General features: G+C 49.0%; 5 protein-coding genes. All 5 read right to left on the minus strand.

Annotation, left to right across the window (positions count from 1 at the left end; translation table 11 throughout):
- Window positions 1–101: 101 nt before the first annotated feature.
- The gene (locus OXN25_00155) at window positions 102–860 is read right to left on the minus strand and encodes a LamG domain-containing protein (GenBank protein MDE0423258.1); all 759 of its coding nucleotides are present in this window, start codon (window positions 858–860) and stop codon (window positions 102–104) included.
- A 154-nt stretch (window positions 861–1,014) separates the two neighbouring features.
- On the minus strand, window positions 1,015–1,869 hold the full coding sequence (locus tag OXN25_00160; protein MDE0423259.1) for a phytanoyl-CoA dioxygenase family protein: 855 nt from the start codon (window positions 1,867–1,869) through the stop codon (window positions 1,015–1,017).
- A gap of 6 nt (window positions 1,870–1,875) precedes the next feature.
- Entirely contained in the window at window positions 1,876–2,604 is a 729-nt protein-coding gene (locus OXN25_00165; protein ID MDE0423260.1) for a LamG domain-containing protein, read from the minus strand.
- Window positions 2,605–2,698: 94 nt separating this feature from the next.
- On the minus strand, window positions 2,699–3,736 hold the full coding sequence (locus OXN25_00170; protein ID MDE0423261.1) for a Gfo/Idh/MocA family oxidoreductase: 1,038 nt from the start codon (window positions 3,734–3,736) through the stop codon (window positions 2,699–2,701).
- Window positions 3,737–3,827: 91 nt separating this feature from the next.
- A partial coding sequence (locus tag OXN25_00175) for a hypothetical protein (GenBank protein MDE0423262.1) occupies window positions 3,828–4,087 on the minus strand: 260 nt, incomplete at its 5' end.

The following is a 4,087-nucleotide window of genomic DNA, read 5'->3' on the forward strand; positions in this document are numbered from 1 at the left end:
ACCAAAACCTAACAAAAATGTCAATAACTTACACAATGTAAACACTACCTAAAAACATATTCATTTCCTCTTTAGAGAAGCAACTTATCAACGGCTTCTGCTTATTTTTTCAGACTACCCCATGTGGCAGCCAGTTTCCGTTTCGGATCCACAGCGAGGGTTGGCTCCAAACCTTCTTCCATAACGGCTTGAATGTCATCTTCACTGAGAACAGTGTTGAAGATAATAAACTCGTCTAACAATCCTTCCCACTGCCTGCTCTGACCCCAGTCCCCGATCTGGGCGGGATCGAGAATACCGGGATTTCCACCCCAATCGTTTTCAATATCGAGCTCACCATTAATGTAGAAACGGATCTTCTTTTCCGGCGCACTGTAGGCGGTTGCGATGTGGACCCACTTATCCATCTGATCGCCTGCCAACATGTAGTTCGCGAAGGTATCGTTTCCACCCGGATTGCTGTGAATAGAGAACTCTACTTTGTTATTCGGGTGCATCTGGTAGTGGATGTCCCCAACTTTCCAACCGTTGACGTTGAAAAAGACACGCCACTGTGCTTCGCGTCCCGTGGATTTGACCCAATGTGTGAAGGTGATTTCCTCAAATTCGCCAATCCGTTTCGGAATCGCGACCCACTCGTTTTTGCCGTTCAATTCAATCGCTTCACCGATTTTGCCAGCAACGAATGTGCCACCTTTTACTTCTCCATCAAATCCGTTTCCTGAGAAGTCTTCGGCATTGCCATCGAACAGCCATGCTGCGGCAACCATGTCTTCGGTGATCTCAGCTGAACTCGTTAGACTCATGCCCAACATGAGCAGGACGCTGAGGGTAACTGTGATAATTCTTGCGTTTGACAAAGTAATCTCCTATATGTTGCCAAGAGTGACGGTAACTTGTGATTGTATGACGCTTGGACAATGCGTTTCGCTTTCTATTCTATTTTGACGAATTATAATAGAAAAGGTGTAGAAACACGAAAATTTTTTGAGACAAAAACGTTGGACATATCAGTTAAACGAATCTGTCTTTGTGGGGACTGGCTTCCCATTGTGCACGCCATGTTTGCCACAACGTTGGGCATTGCCTACTTTCACGCGCACGGGCAGGACACGCAATCGCTGCGTGCCAGAGTTCGTTGAGTGAGGTGCCAGTCCGGCTGAATCGAAAATCTGTAGACCAGCGAATGGTATTGCTTTGATTTACCAACGACCGATGGAAGACGAGATTGTTGAAGACGAGGAGATCCCCTTTCTGCATCTCTAAGGTAGCGATCTCCGAATCGGATGCAGTCGGAGGGAGAACAGGAACGGCAAACGCCTCGCCGGGCACGCGGTGATAGGTTTGCAAACCTGACTTGTGGCTTCCCGGTAGGAATTGCAACGGACCGTTCGCTACTTTGACGTTCACTAACGGTAGCCATACAGTGAGGTGCGTATCGTTTTCGGTATGGGGCATGTACGCGCTGTCTTGGTGCCACGGGAGTGTTGTGAGTTTCTCGTTTGGGAGTTTCGGACGCACCCAAAAGTCGCCGTTGAATTGAATATCGCTTCCGATAAGCGTTTCTAATACATCCAGCACCTTCGGATGGGTTATCAAGTCAAAGAGTGCCTCACTAAAGACGAGCGTGTGCCAACCAAAAACCTCATTTTCTCTGCCGCATGCCTTTAAAATAGCGTACCAACGGCGTTCAAAAGACATCTCTTTGTAAGTGTCAGAGATTGCTCCTTCGTTGTAGAGTTCAGTGGCGCGCTTATCAACGGCTTCAGAAATGACAGCAATCAGCGGGACAAGATCTACCTCGGAGAGTGCTGATTTCACAACAAGGTAACCCTGTTCCGTAAATTTTTCAGAATTTGTTGTTTCCATCGTTTTTTAGCGACGTGCTTTGATTGCTCCCCAGGCAGTGGTTAGTTTTCGTCCGGGTTTTACGGGAAGCGGATCCATAGATGCCTCGACCGGAATTGCTTCGCTCCAGAATGCTACCTCGTCAACAGCACCACCAAAATGGTTCTGACCGTTACGGCTGCCGATAGTGAACGGCAATCCTTCGGTGATGTGGACAGCATCCGCACCCGGCATCTCTCCCTCCAGTTTTCCGTCAACGTACGCCTTGACAGATTTACCGTCATAAGAGCCGAAGATGTGGTACCACTGTCCAATTTCCATTTTAACGTTGCCGACACAACAGACGAGATTGTTTCCCGGACCGGTGGAGACCTCAAAGGAGAGCGTGCCATCGGGTTCAATGAAAAATCCGTAGCTCCAGTTGAGGTGGATGCCTTTTTCAGCAACCGCTACCCACGGTCCCAGTTTCAACGGTTGAATCCACGCCGACAGAGACAACGCTTCAAGTTCAGAAATTGCTGGTGCATCCGGAATCTCGACGTAATCAGTGCTACCGTTGAACTCCAACGCTTCACCGAATTTTCCGGCTATTACCTTTGGATTCCCTTGGATGATCCCGTCGTGACCGTTGCCAGTCAGGTCATCCACACCATCTGCCTCGTTGAATGACCAATAGCCGACCAATTCCGCATTTACTGTGGCGTGAACAATACCAAACAAACAGAGTGTCAGACACGTAATTCTTAAAAGAGACATGGTTGTACCTCCGTCTGAACGAGTGGATGGCGAGGTATAAAAACCCCGCCTTACGGTAAAGAGGAGACAGGTTGCGATGAAAAACGGCCGTCCGCTATAGCTTAGCTCTCAGTGAATCCATCAGTCCATCTGGTGGGTCAAAAGGAAGTTCAATCACCTCGTTTGTGATACCGCTGTAGTAGATGCCAAGGAGGAGGTTGAACTCAGCGAGGGATTGCTTAAGGTGTGTCGGATGCACCTTACTCTCATCGTCCAGCCAATCGAAAACCGCCTCAGTGAGGTTGCCTTGTGCGACGACATCTTGTTCCCCGTAGCTGAGCGGACCGCCTTCGTAGCCACCCTCTGGCGTTGAGCGTTCCCAACTGCTAAACCGCCAATGCACAAAACCTTTCGTTCCAACGACAAAAACGCGTTTATGAAAAAAGACGACGGGATCATCGGATGCTGTTGGGGCAATTGCTGTCCCGAATGCCACGGAAATATGAAGTCCGTTCTCGTATTGGACGCGTGCGCTGGCGTATTGTGGAGAGGGTTGCGCCGAATCCAACTGTTCGGCACCCGAAATTTGCCCAAGCACTCGCGTTGGACGCGAGTTGTCGATGTAGGAAGAGACGAGTTGTAGCACATGTGGCCCCTGGTCAACAGGCGTACTGCGTGCGCTGGCATCGATAAGCTTAATATCGCCGATTCTACCTTCTGCGACATCTCGCTTTAATTCTAAATTTTGCGGATGGAAGTTGAGCTGCGTGTTGACGACGAACTTAGTGTTTGTCTCTTCTGCCAATCCTGCGATCTGCTTCCAGTCTTCGCTTTCAACGGCAATCGGTTTTTCAACGATGGCTGCTGGGACTCCGGCATCCGAGGCTTGTTTCATCAACGGATACCGAATCCGTTCGTTGCTACCCCGCAGCACGGGTGCTGTGACGATATGAAGAACATCGGGTTTCTCTTTTTCGAGCATCTCATCCAGATCGGTGTAGCGGGAAGAAATACCGAAGTCATCTCCGAATGTGTTCAAGAGTTCGGTATTCATATCGCAGATAGCAGCGAGTTTCCCGTTTTGGACGAAGCGATAGGCGTCTGCGTGTGCCCGGGCGCGTCCACCGCACCCTAACATCGCGGTTTTATACATAGAGATATCTCCTTTGTTATATTCTGATTTGAAGCGAAATAAACGGTATTGATGGTAGAAGGTATAAGAGAGGTGTGGGCGGAAGCACAATTTAGTTGCCATTTTCACTTAGGGCTTGCGTGAAATCTTCCGGAGTTTCCACCTGCATTGCGGCGCGAAACAGCTGCCTGAGACGTTGCAGATCATCAATCGATGCCAAATCAGACTTAAAAGTTTGTGCCCCTTCGGGTTGTAATCGAAAGGCAAGTGTTTCAAGAATGTTCTCACGGATGGTTTCTTGAGCACCTTGTTGGATTCCTTGTTGGATTCCTTGTTGGATTCCTTGTTGGTGTGCTTCTTCTGCCAAGTACT

It is taken from the genome of Candidatus Poribacteria bacterium, from assembly GCA_028820845.1.
Classification (GTDB): Bacteria; Poribacteria; WGA-4E; order WGA-4E; family WGA-3G; genus WGA-3G.

What these genes read in the sequence shown, in the direction of transcription:
- OXN25_00160 (MDE0423259.1), bottom strand. Translation starts at nt 1,869, where the DNA reads ATGGAAACAACAAATTCTGAAAAATTTACGGAACAGGGTTACCTTGTT.
- OXN25_00165 (MDE0423260.1), bottom strand. Translation starts at nt 2,604, where the DNA reads ATGTCTCTTTTAAGAATTACGTGTCTGACACTCTGTTTGTTTGGTATT.
- OXN25_00170 (MDE0423261.1), bottom strand. Translation starts at nt 3,736, where the DNA reads ATGTATAAAACCGCGATGTTAGGGTGCGGTGGACGCGCCCGGGCACAC.